Origin of the sequence: Dyadobacter sp. CECT 9275, assembly GCF_907164905.1 — a bacterium.
In the GTDB taxonomy this organism is placed as follows: domain Bacteria; phylum Bacteroidota; class Bacteroidia; order Cytophagales; family Spirosomataceae; genus Dyadobacter; species Dyadobacter helix.
In genome coordinates this window covers 4213913-4229749 of record NZ_CAJRAF010000002.1, presented here as the reverse complement: position 1 = coordinate 4229749, position 15837 = coordinate 4213913, and the positions used below count along the sequence as shown (strand labels likewise).

12 protein-coding genes are annotated in these 15837 nt (G+C 45.6%); 6 read left to right on the top strand and 6 right to left on the bottom strand.

Annotated elements, in window-relative coordinates; all coding sequences use genetic code 11:
- The first annotated feature begins 8 nt into the window (after nucleotides 1–8).
- On the top strand, nucleotides 9–1271 hold the full coding sequence (locus tag KOE27_RS25455; RefSeq protein WP_215241504.1) for an MFS transporter: 1263 nt from the start codon (nucleotides 9–11) through the stop codon (nucleotides 1269–1271).
- A 584-nt stretch (nucleotides 1272–1855) separates the two neighbouring features.
- Here KOE27_RS25455 and argH read toward each other — a convergent pair.
- On the bottom strand, nucleotides 1856–3211 hold the full coding sequence (argH, locus tag KOE27_RS25450) for an argininosuccinate lyase (protein WP_215241503.1): 1356 nt from the start codon (nucleotides 3209–3211) through the stop codon (nucleotides 1856–1858).
- Nucleotides 3212–3470: 259 nt separating this feature from the next.
- Nucleotides 3471–3974 (bottom strand): C40 family peptidase, encoded by a 504-nt coding sequence (locus KOE27_RS25445; RefSeq protein WP_310590075.1) that lies wholly within the window; start codon nucleotides 3972–3974, stop codon nucleotides 3471–3473.
- Nucleotides 3975–4248: 274 nt separating this feature from the next.
- On the opposite strand from KOE27_RS25445, the gene KOE27_RS25440 reads away from it, so the two are divergent.
- From KOE27_RS25440 to KOE27_RS25425, 4 genes are all read left to right on the top strand, one after another.
- Nucleotides 4249–5421, top strand: coding sequence for an AIR synthase related protein (locus KOE27_RS25440; RefSeq protein ID WP_215241502.1), 1173 nt, complete (start codon nucleotides 4249–4251; stop codon nucleotides 5419–5421).
- A 123-nt stretch (nucleotides 5422–5544) separates the two neighbouring features.
- Nucleotides 5545–5787: a hypothetical protein gene (locus tag KOE27_RS25435; protein ID WP_215241501.1), complete on the top strand. Its 243-nt coding sequence runs from the start codon at nucleotides 5545–5547 to the stop codon at nucleotides 5785–5787.
- Between the two features lie 88 nt (nucleotides 5788–5875).
- Nucleotides 5876–5968: a T9SS type A sorting domain-containing protein gene (locus KOE27_RS30065; protein ID WP_406566873.1), complete on the top strand. Its 93-nt coding sequence runs from the start codon at nucleotides 5876–5878 to the stop codon at nucleotides 5966–5968.
- 81 nt (nucleotides 5969–6049) lie between these two features.
- Nucleotides 6050–6883, top strand: coding sequence for a ThuA domain-containing protein (locus KOE27_RS25425; RefSeq protein ID WP_215241499.1), 834 nt, complete (start codon nucleotides 6050–6052; stop codon nucleotides 6881–6883).
- 93 nt (nucleotides 6884–6976) lie between these two features.
- Here KOE27_RS25425 and KOE27_RS25420 read toward each other — a convergent pair whose 3' ends face one another.
- Both KOE27_RS25420 and argB read right to left on the bottom strand, forming a co-directional pair.
- Entirely contained in the window at nucleotides 6977–7606 is a 630-nt protein-coding gene (locus KOE27_RS25420; protein ID WP_215241498.1) for a response regulator transcription factor, read from the bottom strand.
- Nucleotides 7607–8332: 726 nt separating this feature from the next.
- Entirely contained in the window at nucleotides 8333–9118 is a 786-nt protein-coding gene (gene argB, locus KOE27_RS25415; RefSeq protein ID WP_215241497.1) for an acetylglutamate kinase, read from the bottom strand.
- 248 nt (nucleotides 9119–9366) lie between these two features.
- On the opposite strand from argB, the gene KOE27_RS25410 reads away from it, so the two are divergent.
- Complete coding sequence (locus tag KOE27_RS25410) at nucleotides 9367–11463, top strand: protein-disulfide reductase DsbD family protein (RefSeq protein WP_215241496.1); 2097 nt, start codon at nucleotides 9367–9369, stop codon at nucleotides 11461–11463.
- A gap of 135 nt (nucleotides 11464–11598) precedes the next feature.
- Here the strand turns inward: KOE27_RS25410 and KOE27_RS25405 are convergent, their stop codons facing one another.
- Together KOE27_RS25405 and KOE27_RS25400 are read right to left on the bottom strand one after the other, a co-directional pair.
- A complete protein-coding gene (locus KOE27_RS25405) occupies nucleotides 11599–14718 on the bottom strand; it encodes an efflux RND transporter permease subunit (protein ID WP_215241495.1) in 3120 nt (1039 codons plus the stop codon).
- A gap of 49 nt (nucleotides 14719–14767) precedes the next feature.
- Nucleotides 14768–15820, bottom strand: coding sequence for an efflux RND transporter periplasmic adaptor subunit (locus tag KOE27_RS25400; RefSeq protein WP_215241494.1), 1053 nt, complete (start codon nucleotides 15818–15820; stop codon nucleotides 14768–14770).
- Nucleotides 15821–15837 lie beyond the last annotated feature (17 nt).

Sequence of the window (15837 nt, the reverse complement as noted above, 5' to 3'; positions counted from 1 at the left end):
AAACAACTATGAAAAACTACCGATGGTTCATCGTGACCATGCTGTTGATTGCAACCACAATCAACTATATCGACCGCCAGGTAATTGGCTTACTAAAACCGGTTCTGGAAAAGGAATTCGATTGGACCGAAACCGATTTCGCACGTATCGTAATGGCATTCAGTGCTGCGTACGCTACTGGGTTGCTGCTCATGGGACGGCTCATAGACAGAGTAGGCACCAAATGGGGCTATGCAATTGCCGTGATTATATGGAGCCTGGCTGGTATGATGCATGCGGTCGTCCGCAGTGTTTCGGGATTTGCGGCAGTGAGAATGATTCTTGGCATTGGCGAAGCAGGTAATTTTCCGGCTGCTATGAAAGCGGTCTCGGAATGGTTTCCAAAAAAAGAAAAAGGATTGGCAACGGGTATTCTCAATGCAGGATCCAGCGTGGGTGTGGTGGCAGCGCTCCTGATCGTTCCCTGGATTTTAAGCTCTTACGGCTGGCAGGAAGTTTTCTGGATCACAGGTTTTTTCGGGTTTATATGGCTAATTGTCTGGTGGCTGGTGTATGAGCTTCCGGCAAAACATAGCCGCGTAACCGCAGATGAGCTCGCTATGATCCATGAAGGTCAGGATCTGGCGAAGCAGCCAGCCCCGGCTATAAAATGGGGCGCACTTTTCCGTATGCCACAGACGTGGGCTGTTGTGACCGGGAAATTTTTGATCGATCCTATTTACTGGTTTTTCCTCTTCTGGCTGCCTTCCTATTTCGCTTCAACGTTCGGGCTGGACTTAAAAAAGCCGAGCTTACCGCTCATGGTCATTTACGCGGCTACGACCATTGGTTCCGTTGGCGGAGGCTATTTCTCTTCGTGGCTGATCAAAAAAGGCTGGTCGGTTCTTAAAGCCCGAAAGAGTGCGTTATTGATTTTTGCACTGTTAGAATTCTCGATTATCCTGGTTCAGTTTATGACTAACGTGTGGTTTGCCGTAGCCTTGTTAAGCCTGGCGGTTGCGCTGCACCAGGCATGGGCAACCAATGTTTTTACGTTAGCATCTGACCTTTTCCCCAAAGAATCAGTAAGCTCCGTGGTAGGTATCGCAGGTATGGCCGGTGCGGCAGGAGGTATACTATTCCCCATGCTAATTGGCTCAATACTAGACCAGTATAAGGCCGTGGGAAATCTGCGAGGGGGTTATGATGTCATTTTCACCCTCTGTGGATTTATCTATTCTGCAGCATGGTTAATCATGAATTTCCTCACTAAGCAATCGGAACCAAAATAGAATATTTGTCAGGGGCAGGACAAGCTCCGACAGATCTTTTGGACGCCCGAGGCCCACCGGCATCAACCAGGGCCTAAGTTTCTTCTTACTATTTTTGACCGATGTATTTTTTAAGAGCCCGAATGACTAGGTAAAGCAAATACCCGCCGACACTCAGAAAAATAACATTTGCCAGTATTCCAATTAATTCCGCTTTTTCAAATGTAACACAAAGCATTGATGTCATATTTAGTAAGTCCAGTAAACGAAAGATTATTTCATTGTATCATTAATCGTTCCAGTACCCTGTACAATCTGGTTTGCGTCAACTCATCTCATAAATCGACAAAGTGAATGCGTCCGAGCCCGTATGGGAGTGCGCTTCCCTACCGGGGAGCGTTGGTAAGCAAGGATAGTCAAGAGCAATATTAATGTCGTTTTGTCATAACAGATGCTTTAGTCACCCAATACAACATCAGGCAAAAACCAGCCATTGCTACCAGCCTCGACAACAACCCGCTTGTTTCGGCATCGGGCCGGATAGCCAACGCACCACTACAGACCGTTCATTGTCCCATCATAAGGTAGAAACCGAATGACGGTTGCTAAACAATCCCCGCATCGGCAGAAGCTAACAGTTTCTTAACTGACTGCTCTACGTTTTCAAAAGCGAAACTTTCCAGTTCTTCGTCCATTCTTGCCCGTATCAGATCGTTTTGCAGATTTCCTATACTCCCCTCATGGGTATGATTTAATACACGGGGAGCTTCATAGGTTCCGTCTGCAATTTCCGCTCCAACCTGGCGATAGGCATCGCGGAATGGTACCCCTTTGATAACCAAATCATTGACCCTCTCCACACTGAACAACAGATCATACTTCGGCTCATTCAGTAGATCCTGTTTTACCTGCATGTTTTCAAGCATAAAATTGGCGATATCCAGACAGTCCAGTATTTCGTCAAAAGCGGGCATTAATATTTCTTTGAGCAGCTGCATATCCCGATGATATCCCGATGGCAGATTGCTCAACACCATCGTTACTTCCATCGGCAACGCCTTCATCCGGTTTGTTTTGGCACGAAGCAATTCTGCCACATCCGGATTTTTCTTGTGTGGCATGATACTGCTGCCAGTGGTCATATCATCTGGCAATATAATAAAACTGAAGTTCTGGCTATTGTACAGACATACGTCCATGGCCAGACGGGAAACTGTTGCGGCGAGTGAAGAAATTGCGGTAAGAGCTGCCTGTTCGGTTCGGCCGCGGCTCATTTGCGCATAAACCACATTGTGGTGCATCCCCTCAAAACCGAGCAGATCGGTTGTCATTTTCCGATTGAGCGGAAATGACGATCCGTAACCAGCACCCGACCCCAGCGGATTTCGGTTAGCCAGCCGGTAAGCGGCTCTGAGCTGGATCACATCGTCTATTAAACCTTCGGCGTATGCTCCAAACCACAAACCGAAAGACGACGGCATTGCAATCTGCAGATGGGTATACCCAGGTAACAGATCATTTTTATGCTGTTCCGACCTCTTTATGAGTGTTGAAAAAAGTTTATCCGTGGCCTGCACCACTTTAAAGAGACGATCACGGGTATACAACTTCATGTCCACCAGTACCTGGTCATTACGGGAACGTCCGCTGTGAATTTTCTTGCCGGTATCTCCCAGTTTACGCGTGAGCATGAGCTCCACCTGAGAATGCACATCTTCCACGCCTTCTTCTATCACAAATTCACCACGCTGGACCTGCGCATAGATCACAGAAAGTTCTTCCTGTAAGCTGGCAAGTTCACCGGCGCTCAGGAGGCCGATCGACTCCAGCATCTGAGCGTGCGCCAGATTACCCAGCACATCAAATTCTGCCAGATTCAAATCCATTTCCCGATCCCTTCCAACGGTAAAACGCTCAATTTTTTCGGAAGTAACCGTATTTTCCTTTTGCCAGAGTTTCAAAATATTACCTGATTTTTAGATGGCTTCTGAATATCGCTTGGAGATTGTCGAGGCCGGATGGTACATAAAACAAAACCAACCGCTGCGTGTCGGACTGCCCGATAAAGCTTGCGACTACCAAAGCAAGGTTCTTTTTGATGGCAAAATTAATCAGGTTTTTCCATTAACGGAACTAAAGAGAGGGATTAAGATAGAAGCGCCATATCACTTCCGGAGCAACGGATACACGCGTGGGTTCAGCAAACCGGAGCGGTCTCAATTATTGGATCATCCTCCTGATCGCTACAAATCTTTTCTGGTAGTAACTGGCACTGAGCAAATCGTAACGAATGCCGCCTTTGAATGCCGAGTGAATAAAACGCACGTATGATGGGGTTACCTCCGTGATAATGCCCACATGCCCGATCCTGGAACTCTTGCTGCTTTGTCCTTTAAAAAAAATAAGATCCCCGGGCCGGGCTTGTTCAAGTTCTATTTTCTCCCCGTGATTTGCCTGTGCAGAACTGGAATGAGGCAGCGTAATATCCAGCTTATTGTAGCAGTATCTTACAAAACCCGAACAATCAAATCCTCTTTTGGAAGTTCCGCCAGACCGGTATGGAATATGCAGGTGTTTCGTGGCAAAAGAAACCAGCGATTCTATTGTATTGAGGGTATCGGCCTCTGCCAACTCCCTGGTGGTGGATTGCGCCTGTGCTGTGATATTTAGCACCAGGCCTAGTAACGCAGTAAAAATGAACCGTTCTAACTTGAATATCATCATGAAGGACAGGTGTTTATTGAGAATACAAGCTCAGTAACAGAGATTATATTGTCAAAGTATTTTTTACTTCTTAATTGTAAAGTTAAAAAGGTTTTTGCATTTATTTTATTTTAAAATCACTTCATTTTACAGTTAATCACCCAATCACCTTATTATCAGCAGGAAAGTCGGCAGACATGAAAGTTATGGTTTAACATAACCCGCCATCAGGATTTTTCTTCCTTCCCCCCGCCTTTTTTCCTACTTTTGTGCCCTTAAACAGGTTATAAATTGTATGACAAACACCGACAGGTACCTGCAGCGGGGCGTTTCAGCTTCAAAGGAAGACGTTCACAAAGCGATTGAAAAGATTGACAAGGGTATTTTCCCCAAAGCATTTTGCAAGATTGTACCTGATATCCTTGCCGGAGATCCTGAATATTGTACCGTTATGCATGCTGACGGTGCCGGTACCAAAACCTCGCTGGCCTACCTTTACTGGAAAGAAACCGGAGATATCTCGGTGTGGAAGGGTATTGCTCAAGATGCCATCGTAATGAATACCGATGATCTGCTCTGCGTTGGTGCCACAGGACCCATGTTGTACTCCTCCACCATCGACAGAAACAAAAACCGGATACCCGGCGAAGTAATCGCGGAAGTGATTAACGGTGCTGAAGAAGTCCTGGAAATGCTGAGAAGTTATGGTGTGGAAATATACAGTACAGGTGGCGAAACGGCGGATGTGGGTGATCTGGTCAGAACGGTGACGGTGAACAGTACGGTAATTGCCCGTATGAAAAGATCTGAAGTAATTGATAATGCAAATATTCAGGCAGGAGATGTGATTGTGGGGCTTGCATCTTACGGCCAGGCAAGCTACGAAAATGAATACAACGGGGGCATGGGCAGCAACGGGCTTACCTCAGCCCGCCACGATGTGCTCGGCAAATACCTGGCTGAAAAATACCCTGAAAGTTTTGACCCGGAAGTAAACCCGGAACTGGTATACAGCGGAACCAAATCACTTACGGATAACATCGAAGGATCACCAGTGGATGCCGGCAAGCTGATACTTTCTCCTACCCGCACCTATGCTCCGGTGGCCAAAGCCTTGCTGGACGAAATGCGGACATTGATCCATGGTATGGTCCACTGCAGCGGCGGCGCACAGACCAAAATTCTCCATTTTGTGGACAATCTGCATATCATTAAAGACAATCTGTTACCTGTTCCTCCTTTGTTCGCACTCATTCAGGAACAAAGTGGTACCAGCTGGCAGGAAATGTATAAGGTTTTTAATATGGGGCACCGGCTGGAGATATATCTTTCTCCTGAGTATGCCGCAAGAGTGATTGAAATTTCAAAATCCTTTGGGATTGACGCACAGATCATCGGCCGTGTCGAAGCATCACCGTTGAAAAAACTCACCATAAAAAGTGAGTATGGTGAGTTTTTCTATAACTAACACCTTGATTATAAATACAAAAAGAGGCTGTCTCAGAATGAAATTTCGAAAAATTTTATTCCACGACAGCCTCTTTTTGTTTGATTCAGTTCCGTTCGGAGCCAGAGCAACTAGCTCAGTAATTTGCAGAACTATATTTGGCTGATTTTCATTTTGATACAGCCTCTTTTCATCCTGATTGAAGAAGAAGGCGAATTGATCGTTACACTCGTTGATTTCAAAGGGACTGTGATTGCCGAAGGCACTTTGCTACATTGGACAACCGCCTTTGAAAAGGTAGGAACCGTAACAGCTTCTGTTTCACCCGCCGGATCAGCCTATCGTTTTCTCCATGCCGTACACCGGGAATATGAATGTAACAGTTAAGGAACCCTATTATCAGTTGGAAGTACTGGACAGTCGCGGAACAATATAATTGAAAACGGATATTTCGGGCCGCTCCGGAACGATTGATATGCCCGTACACCAGCTGAATTCCGGAATGTATATCGTGCGCTTAACCTCATCCGAAAAAAGCATCAGCCAGAAGATCCTGGTGGTACAATAACAAAAATAAACCAGATACTAAATCGTATACTATTTATGAGTTATTTTGAAGAAATCTGTCACTTCTGAATTTACTTGTAACATGCTCTCATTTAGTAGAAAAGGGTTGCTATGCGCCGTACTGGGCCTGCTTTTTACTTACCCGAAAATCGTTGCCCAGGACCATAAAACCTTTAAGGTTATCGCATTCTTTACCGGCAAGAACGACAAAGCGCATATAAGCTTTGTGGGTGAAGCACATAAATGGTTTCCCAAACTTGCTGCCAGCAACCATTTCACCTACGACTCAACCAGCAACTGGGATAACCTCAATCCGGAATTTCTCTCCAGGTACCAGGTGGTTCTTTTCCTGGATACACGCCCCGAAAAACCCGAGCAAAGGGCTGCATTTCAGAAATATATGGAAAATGGCGGTGGGTGGATGGGTTTCCACTTTGCCGCTTTTGCACTTACTCCCTCAGCATATCCGCAAAACTGGGACTGGTACCATCATGATTTTCTGGGATCGGGGCAGTATGGCAGTAATACCTGGCGGCCAACTTCAGCTATTCTGCGTGTGGAAGACCGCAGCAGCCCGATAACCAAGAATTTACCCGCTACCATCAAAGCATCTCCGAATGAATGGTACCGGTGGGAAAAGGACCTGAAGGCCAACCCGGATATTAATATTTTACTCTCCATAGACCCCTCCAGCTTCCCGCTCGGTACCGGACCGAAAGCGCATGAAATCTGGCACAGTGGTTATTATCCCGTGGTTTGGAGTAATCAGAAATACCGGATGGTATACTTCAATATGGGGCATAATGATATTGATTACGAAAACAAAACCAACAGGGAACTATCATTCACTTTTGAAAATGAGGAACAAAATAAGCTGATCACCAATGCAATCCTCTGGCTGGGAAGGGGCGAATAGTTAAGAATTTTTTTGTAACAAAAGCAGCAAAAAAATTAATGACTTAATTCCCGACAACTAGAAGTACCAGGACCTCACTGCTCACCTGGACAATCAGAATTCCGCATATTTAGGATTGAACTTCACCTTTGAGATCAGGTCTATCAGATTGGTGACCTGCATTTTATGGTAAACATTGGCTTTAACGGTACTGATGGTGGAGGGCCTCAGTGCGAGATGTGCCGCAATTTCGGCAGTTCTAAATCCCTTGACCAGGTAATCAAGTACTTCGGTCTCCCGTTTTGACAGCAGATTCATCAGATTGTGCTCCACCAACCCTTCCAGTAAAAAGTCTGTAAGGCCTTCGAACATATATTTTTTTCCGTTGGAAACCGCCTGCAGCGCCATATAAAACTCTTGCTTTCGCATGGATTTCAGACATATCGCATGGACCCCATTTTTATAGAACGGCAGTGCCCATACTTTTTCATTTTCTTCTCCCAAAACCATAATTTTGATGGACGGCCGGACCGACTGAATCATACCGATGTAGGCCAGGCTGGCGGGATCGGATAGGCGTAAATCCGCTATCAGTATATCGAAATCAACCTCTTTTAAGGCATTCAGAGAATCTTCGAGGCTTTCGGCATAATGAAAGTCCGCTTCGGGATCAAATTCTCTGACCGAAACCACCATTCCAATGCGGTAGAAGTCATTACAAACGAAGAGCAATAATTTTTTCATGGATTTATATCATCTAACAGGAGGATTTCTCATCCGGCACTTTACCCGGTACCGCATAACAACCATAATCCCCATAACCCTAGGGCCTACAGGTAGGTGGCATTTCTGCCGGTTGTAATTCTGAAGTAAATTTTTTATCGTCCGACTGCGTCCTTAAAGGGGCAGCCCATATCCTAATGGTTAAAGTATCGGAGAACTGACAAAAAAGCCTGGTAATACCAGCGTAAAAAAAAATCAAATTGTGCCCTGAACGTGTGTATAGAACGCAAATCAGATGAAGTGATCCATCAAAATTACTGAAACAGGGATAGTGTGCATAGGACGGTGTCAGGCACAATTTAGTTTTTCACACAGCTTTGATTGTCAATGGTTCAGCCTAAAAATTTAAGTTTCAAAGCTAAGGGTATCAATTAACTTCATACGTAGTGGAAAATGGATTTTGAGCTAGAAAAATTTCTAGTTCTACAAAAAAGCATGTTTATGGGGATACCTCCAGCATCATATATTAACATCAGCCTGTTACTTTCGGCAGGTGCTGTCATAAAAAAGAGACAAACCAACCAGTCTGTCTCTTTTTGTTATTAACTAAATCAAAAAAACTATTACCTATAGAACTGACAAAACCTTCGGATGGTATTTAACATCCCCGAAAAGTTTGATAAAACCATTACAATACAGACTAATATCCTAAATATAAGCGGTTTATTTACCGATTGTTTCTAAAAATTACAGCGTAATGGTAGTTCCTGCCTGTTCTCCAATGGCCTTCAGCAAATCATCGGCATGGCAAATGGTCACCTTGCCCACACCGGCCTGTAAAGCTGCAAAAGCGTTATCGAGCTTTGGGATCATCCCTTTATTGATAACTCCTTTTTCTTTGTGCTCAAGATATGATACCGGACTCAAGGAAGGTATAACCGCATCATCATTGTCAGGATCAGAGAGTACTCCTTTTTTTTCAAAGCAATAAATAAGGTTGGCCGTATAAAAAGAAGCCATCGCGATGGCCGTAGCCGAAGCCATCGTATCCGCATTGGTATTGAGCAAGGTACCTGCTTTATCGTAGGTCAGAGGGGCTATTACGGGAACTAAATTACTTTCCAGAAGTGCATTTATCTGGCTGGCATTCACCGCTTCTATATCTCCCACAAACCCATAATCAACAGTTTTGACAGGCCTTTTAACGGATCTGATTATCCCGCCGTCGGCCCCGGTGAGCCCGATGGCATTACAGCCGGATACCTGCAGCTGGGCCACCAGAGTTTTGTTGACGAGCCCACCATACACCATGGTCACAACATCCAGCATAGGCTTGTCAGTAATCCGGCGCCCTTCAACCATCTGCGTTTCGATCTGAAGCCTGGCCGCTATCTGCGTGGCAATTTTCCCGCCTCCATGAACCAGGATTTTAGGTCCAGGTATCTTTGAAAATTCACTCAGAAACCTTGAACAGGCCTCAGGGTTATCAATTACATTGCCTCCTATTTTGATAATATACAGCGCTTCAGCCATCAGACGGTTTCTCTTTTACTTTTAGTCACAAATAACAAAGGTAATATAAAACCATATTTCTATTCATCATTGGGAGATAGGTAAAGCTCCCCGCCCCGCTTTGATTCTGCTGGAAGAAGCATAATTTTAAATCATGAATTTTTTTGACAAAATTACGTTGACATACAAGTAATGTAAATCCTGGTGGCTCAACAAATAACTTGTGTTGACCTTCCAAGGCCCGGTATAAGCTAATATTTCCCGAAATAATGAAACGTATCCCAATTTTATCATTCGCTATTTTACTCGCCCTGAGCCACATATCCCTTTTTGCTCAGATACAGAAACCCAAAGCGCAATGGACCTATACCTTCTCTAAAAGTGAAGTAAAAAAGGGTGAAACAGTGGATCTGATTTTCACGGCAACGATTGATAAGGACTGGTATCTGTATTCTTCCGATTTTGATCCTGACCTGGGACCTATCCTGACTACTTTTAAACTAGAAAAGAACAGCACTTTTGAAACCATCGGAAAACTGAAACCTCAGGGACCCAAAACCAAATTTGAAGAAATCTGGAATGGTAATGTAAAGTACTTTGAAGGAAAAGGCGTTTTTAAGCAAACCGTAAAAATATTAAGTAACAATCCTGTTATCAAAGGAAGCTCGGAATACCAGACCTGCAGCCACATTACGGGCTTATGTATTCTGGGAAACAACGATTTCGAGTTTACGGGATTAAAAGTGGTTGCCTCCGCACCGGGTGCTACCGGACAACCTGTAAACGAAACCGTTGCTGCGGCCACGGATAACAAGCTGGCAAAATCAGAAGTAAAATCTGAAAAAGATACTGTTTTGCCCAGACAGCTGGCTGTGAAAGATACAGCGGTGTCAAAAGCGTCTGTCACCGCTCAGGTTACGGTCACTCCCGAAAACGACAATGCCGGCGCAGGAAGCTCCTTGTGGGGATTTGCGCTGGCTGCATTTTTTTCGGGCCTGGTGGCTTTGCTGACTCCCTGCGTCTTCCCGATCATCCCGATGACGGTAAGTTTTTTTACAAATCAGGAGAGCGGGAAAATCAAGGCCTTCGTATATGGCATATCCATCATACTGATTTATACTTTAATAGGTACCGTGGTGTCACGAATCAACGGACCGGCATTTGCCAACTTTCTCAGTACGCATTGGCTTCCCAATTTGTTGTTTTTTGCCATATTTTTTGTTTTTGCACTTTCCTTTTTAGGGTTGTTCGAGATTGTACTGCCCAGTGGTTTTGTGAATAAAATGGATCAGAAAGCAGACCAGGGCGGGTATGTTGGCGTGTTTTTCATGGCCTTTACTTTAGTACTGGTCTCCTTTTCCTGCACCGGGCCGATCGTAGGCAGCCTGTTGGTAGCATCCGCTGGTGGCGAAGTAGTGAAGCCGATCGTGGGGATGGCTGCCTTTTCGTCTGCGTTTGCCATTCCTTTTACCTTGTTTGCCCTGTTTCCCCAGTGGCTCAAATCACTGCCCAAATCTGGCGGCTGGCTCAATACGGTGAAGGTGGTACTGGGATTTCTGGAACTTGCGCTGGCCCTTAAATTTTTCAGTATTGCGGATCAGGTCTATCACTGGCGACTGCTCGATCGCGAGATATATCTGGCATTCTGGATCGTCATTTTCGGAATGCTGGGTTTTTATCTTTTAGGCAAAATCCGCACCCCTCATGACTCCGTGGTAGAAAAAGTAAGCGTTCCACGGATCCTGCTTTCCATCATCACTTTTACATTTGTCATCTACATGATTCCCGGTATGTGGGGAGCACCACTGAAGGCACTTGCAGGTTATCTTCCGCCCCGCTCCACCATTGATTTTGATCTCACCAAACGAGGGTCAGGTACTATGGTCACATCACCCGGAGTGACCAAAAAGTATACGAATTTATTCCACCTGCCTCACGATCTGGATGGTTTTTTCGACTACCAAGAAGCTTTGGCCTATTCCCGGACAGTGAACAAACCTGTTTTTATTGATTTTACAGGCCATGGTTGTGTCAATTGCAGGGAAATGGAAGAAAGGGTCTGGTCCGATCCCGCTGTGTTACAAAGACTACGGAACGATTTTGTAATTGTGGCGCTTTACGTAGATGATAAAAGCGAACTGCCCGAAGCAGAATGGTATACTTCAACCTACGATCAGAAAGTAAAAAAGACCATAGGTGCACAAAATGCGGACCTCCAGATTGTGAAGTATAACAATAATGCTCAGCCCCATTATTGCCTGGTCGATGGAGACGGGAAACTTCTGGTTGCGCCTAAAAACTATGACCTTGATCCGGTTAAGTTTGGGGCATTCCTGGACAGCGGGAAGGCTGCATTCCGGAAGTAAGCGATGAAAGACCGGGACGTTTCTACTCCAGGTTTACCTCAGAGGTTAGTGAAGGCACCCCTTCAAAACAAACCATCCCTGCCGATCTAACAAATGATGTTAACTCAGCAGGGATGAAAAAAATATAAACAACAATTAAACTTCCAGCATTAGCTCTTCTTTTTTTCTACCTGAACGTCTCGTTAAACGTTCTTTAATTTTATCCACTACATAATAAACGCTGGGTACAAGCAGCAAGGTAAGCAGCAGCGAGCTTGTTAAGCCTCCAATAATAACCCAGGCCATACCATTTTTCACTTCGGCTCCGTCACCGGAAGCCAGGGCTATCGGCAACATCCCGGCGATCATCGCAATGGTTGTCATGAGTATGGGCCTCAGACGTTCCTTTCCTGCTTCCACCAACGCTTCTTTAAGACCGTGGCCCTCTTCTTTTAACTGGTTGGTGAAATCCACAATTAAAATCGCATTTTTAGCAACCAGCCCCAGTAACATGATCATACCCACGATTGAGAATATGGTGAGGCTTTCCATGGCCAGAGCGAGAGCGGTGAGTGCACCAACCAGCGCAACGGGAATGGAGAAAAGTACCACAAAGGGATATACCAGACTCTCGTAAAGTGCTACCATAATAAGGTATATCAGCACAATACCCAAAATAAGTGCCATCCCAAGGCTGCCAAAGGCATCGGCCTGGTTCTTAAGATCTCCGCGGTATTCAATACTCACGCCCTCAGGGAGCTTGAAAGTCTCCATTTTCTTCTGGATATCAGCACCGATCGACCCTGACGGACGGCCAACAACCTGGGAATTGATGGTAATGGACGAAAGCCTGTCGATACGTTCAAGTACACTTTCTCCCATCCCTTCCTTAATGGTAGCAAATTGTGAAAGCTCAAAAGTCTGTCCGTTCGCATTTACAAAGGTCAGGTGCCGGATGTCATCTGCCCGGGAGCGATCAAATTTATCGAGGCTGATCATGATATCATACTCCTTACCGTTTTGCTTGAACTTGGAACGGTCATCACCGCGGAAAGCCGTTTGCAGCGCAATACCCACCTCGGAGGCGTTGATACCCAGTTGTGACATTTTTTCACGGTCCAGCGTCACGCCAATTTCAGGTTTGGGGTCATCTACGGAATAATCCACATTGGATGATCCCGGGATAGAAGCTACGATATCTTTAACCTGCGCAGCTGTTTTACGGATCACGGCCATGTCCGTACCTTTTACGGCCACCTGGATAGGTGCCTGGTTGGCATTTCCCGTGATAGAAGTAGGCGCAACGGTCACTTTTACACCGGGTATCTGGAGGATCTCCTTCTGAATTTTGGTACCGAATTCCTCCGCTGAAAACGCTCTGTCCTTTTTATCAACCAACTGAACGGTCAAGCTGGCCAGGTTACTGTTTGAGGTGGTCCCCAGCCCATTGCTGCTGTAACCGACATTGGTGAATACCTTGGTTACCTCCTTCTTCTCCAGCAATATCTTCTCAACTTTTTGAGTGAGCTGGTTGGTCTGATAAATTGAAACCGTGGGGGCAAGTTCGAGGGTTACGGCAAGTTCACCCCGATCACTTTGCTGCATAAAGGCTGCACCAATATATCCTCCCGGCACAAGCGCAATGGAGCCGACGATCAGGATCATGGATAACAGGAAAATGTATCTTTTATGGCCAAGTACCCAGGTGAGCAGCTTACCATATTCCTCTTTAATACGATCCAGAAAATTTTCAAAACCGATATTCAGTTTTCCCCACAGGCTGTTTTTATCCAGGACCTCCACTTTCCCGAAGCGGGATGCAAGCAAAGGCGTGAGCGTAAAAGATACCATCAGGCTCATTAGTGTTGAGAAAACAACCACCAGTGAAAACTCACGCAAGATATTGCCGATCAGCCCGGAAGTAAGCGCAAGGGGCACAAACACCACCACGTCTACCAGGGTGATAGCCAGAGCGGTAAATCCAATTTCGCTCCGTCCGTCCAGGGCTGCCCTGAATTTGCTTTTCCCCATTTCCATATGGCGGTTAATATTTTCCAGTACCACGATGGAATCATCCACCAGGATACCCACCACAAGTGAAAGGGCCATGAGGGTCATCAGATTAAGCGAAAAACCCAGTACATTCATCAGGATAAAGGTCGGAATCATGGAAGATGGCAGCGCCACCAAAATGAACATGGAACTTCTGAAACTGTGCAGGAAAAGAAGCATGACAACCGACACGATCATAACCGCCAGCCCAAGGTCAAAAACAACCGCATCAGCAGAAGCCAGCGTATAGATCGACTGATCTGAGGCAATATTAAATTTCAGATTAACAGATTGATATTGCTTTTCCAGATTGGTCAGCCGCTCTCTGGTGAACTTACTTACCTCCACTGCATTGGCGTCCGACTGTTTCTGAATCTGCAAAGCAACGGAAGGCCGGCCGTTGATATGGTTTACGGCGGTAGCATCGGCCACTCCGTCAAAAACTTCGGCAACATCTTTCAGGAAAACCTGGCCGCCACTTGCAGAACGTCCAATGATGATATTGCGAAGATTTTCCACGGTTGTCAGCTTGGCATCAAACCGGATGGAAAGCTGATCCTCCTGGGTTTTTACCTGACCGGCCGGGTATGAAGTATTTGCGCTATTGATCGCATTGGCTACCTGCCCGATCGAAAGCCTGTATCCTTTTAACTTATCCTGGCTAATATTGACCTGAATCTGACGCTCACTTCCACCAATCACCGTCACCTGGCCCACACCCGCAACATTGGAAAGCTGCGGTTTCAATTTATCGTCGATCAGATCATACAGTTCCGAAGGCGAAAGGTCCGCCGTAACCCCCATCCTCAATACCGGAATTTCGTCGGTAGAGAATTTATTGATCACAGGACGGTCTGCATCATCTGGCAACAGAGAGATCACCTGCTCCACTTTCCGCTGTGCCTCCTGCTGTGCAAGATCCACACTGATACCCTGCTTCAATTGAATAATCACCGATGAAACCCCTTCCTGCGAAGTAGAGTTGATCTGGTCAAGGCCTTCAATAGCCGACACCGCATCTTCGATGTGTTTGGTAACATTGGTTTCAACCTCATCGGCACCCGCACCGCGATAGGTTGTCATGACGCTCACAACGTTTGCTTCAAATTTCGGCAAAAGATTGTAAGACAATTGATTATAGCTGATCAATCCAAATAGTATCAGCACTGTGAATACTACCGTGATGAAGAGCGGTCTTTTTACGGCTACTTCTGTAATTGACATGGCAAAATATGGGATTTTAATGATTAAACGCCGGAACTGCTTCCGTCCTCTATTTGGTTACCTGAACCGCAGCACCCTCGCTCAAATTAATCTGCCCGCTGGTGATAACGGTTTCACCGGTCGCCAGTCCAGACAGTACTTCAATATTATCTCCAAGTTCACGTCCCACTTCAATCTTACGCTGACGGGCGATCTTTCCTTCTACCACATACACGTATGGATTACGGATGCTTTCCACCAGTGCACTCCGGGGTATCTGCAAAGTTTTTTGGGCGGATTTCTGAGGGAATGATACAGTAACAAATGTTCCGGCACGCAGTTGATCCGAGTTGGTGATTACCAGCTCAACCGGGTAGTTATGGGACTCATCGCCCTGGGGAGCAATATATGAAATGGTACCGTCAATGGTTTTGTCAGGGTAAATATCCGTTTTCACCTTCACATGCTGCCCTTCCTTCAACTTGTAAACATCATTTTCACTGATCATGACCTGTACTTTAAGGCGGGATACATCAAGAATAGTACCCAGCGAAGTACCTACATTCACATATTCCCCGGGCTCAATGTTCTTTTTAATGATCCTTCCACTGATGGGTGCCTCCACCGTCGCATCACTGATCTGCTGTTTGATTTGCTCAGCCTGATTCAATGCATTTTCATAGTTATACTTAGTATCGTTAACCTGAATCTCAGTTGCCGCATTACCCGCCAGCAGTTTGGAGTAGCGGTCGGTATCTTTTTTCAGTTTATTGATATTCAATTCCGTAGCCTGGAGAGTAAGCTCTTTCAAACGGCTGTCAACGCTGACAACCGTAGCACCTTTTTTTACATAACTACCCAGCTCATACTTCACAGAAATCACCTTACCGGCAGAAGTCGCCATAATATCCGCCTGTTTAAAAGGAATCAGGCTGCCGGTACGTGTCAGCTGCTGGTCGGCGTTCGCCTCGGCCACCACCGAAACCGTCACCGGAATGCTGGTATTCTTGTTTTCCGGCATCTTATTTTTTTCATCAATTTTGGCTTTGTTTGCAACCAGCCGGTATCCGATCAGGAAACCAATCAGTATCACAGCACCTATTACTAATAATTTCTTTTTCATGATCTAATGTTTTACGA

Coding starts and splice junctions, on each gene's coding strand:
- KOE27_RS25410 (WP_215241496.1), top strand. CDS start 9,367: ATGAAACGTATCCCAATTTTATCATTCGCTATTTTACTCGCCCTGAGC.
- KOE27_RS25445 (WP_310590075.1), bottom strand. CDS start 3,974: ATGATGATATTCAAGTTAGAACGGTTCATTTTTACTGCGTTACTAGGC.
- KOE27_RS25420 (WP_215241498.1), bottom strand. CDS start 7,606: ATGAAAAAATTATTGCTCTTCGTTTGTAATGACTTCTACCGCATTGGA.
- KOE27_RS25440 (WP_215241502.1), top strand. CDS start 4,249: ATGACAAACACCGACAGGTACCTGCAGCGGGGCGTTTCAGCTTCAAAG.
- KOE27_RS25405 (WP_215241495.1), bottom strand. CDS start 14,718: ATGTCAATTACAGAAGTAGCCGTAAAAAGACCGCTCTTCATCACGGTA.
- KOE27_RS25455 (WP_215241504.1), top strand. CDS start 9: ATGAAAAACTACCGATGGTTCATCGTGACCATGCTGTTGATTGCAACC.
- KOE27_RS25400 (WP_215241494.1), bottom strand. CDS start 15,820: ATGAAAAAGAAATTATTAGTAATAGGTGCTGTGATACTGATTGGTTTC.
- KOE27_RS30065 (WP_406566873.1), top strand. CDS start 5,876: ATGCCCGTACACCAGCTGAATTCCGGAATGTATATCGTGCGCTTAACC.
- KOE27_RS25425 (WP_215241499.1), top strand. CDS start 6,050: ATGCTCTCATTTAGTAGAAAAGGGTTGCTATGCGCCGTACTGGGCCTG.
- argB (WP_215241497.1), bottom strand. CDS start 9,118: ATGGCTGAAGCGCTGTATATTATCAAAATAGGAGGCAATGTAATTGAT.